1 protein-coding gene is annotated in these 474 nt (G+C 35.0%); it reads left to right on the top strand.

Going from position 1 to position 474, the window contains the following annotated elements; genetic code table 11:
• Nucleotides 1-389 (top strand): SAM-dependent methyltransferase (locus tag J7R13_RS08855; RefSeq protein WP_208438310.1); only part of this gene is annotated, 389 nt, incomplete at its 5' end.
• Nucleotides 390-474 lie beyond the last annotated feature (85 nt).

Genomic DNA, 474 nt, shown 5'->3' with positions numbered 1-474 from the left:
AAGGATCTGCTTTGCTCATTGATTATGGTGCTTCTGATTGTGCATTTGGGGATACATTGCAAGCTATTTCAAAACATAAGTTCCGCGATGTTTTTGCCAATCCAGGTGAAAATGATTTAACATCACATGTTGATTTTTTCACTTTAAAAACAATAGCACTTCAAGAAAGTTGTTTTGCTGAAATTCTAGAACAAGGAGATTTTCTTGTAAAAATGGGAATTCTTGAACGTGCAAAACAGCTTAGCATTAACAAAGATACCTTGATCCAAAACAAAATCCGTCAAGATATTGAACGGCTTGTCAGCCCAGATCAAATGGGTAAACTTTTCAAAGTTCTCCATGTTAGTGATCAATCTACTACTATCTCTAACTTTTTTGACTTCCAATAATGACAAAGAATTGACAAATACTGCTGTCTTGAACACCATTGCCTGTTCAAACAATTATGTGGAGTTTTCATGAAGCCTGTCCTTA

This window comes from Bartonella taylorii 8TBB (assembly GCF_902825155.1).
Classification (GTDB): domain Bacteria; phylum Pseudomonadota; class Alphaproteobacteria; order Rhizobiales; family Rhizobiaceae; genus Bartonella; species Bartonella taylorii_A.
Note: the sequence above shows the minus strand (reverse complement) of the source record. Positions and strands in the feature narration are given on the sequence as shown.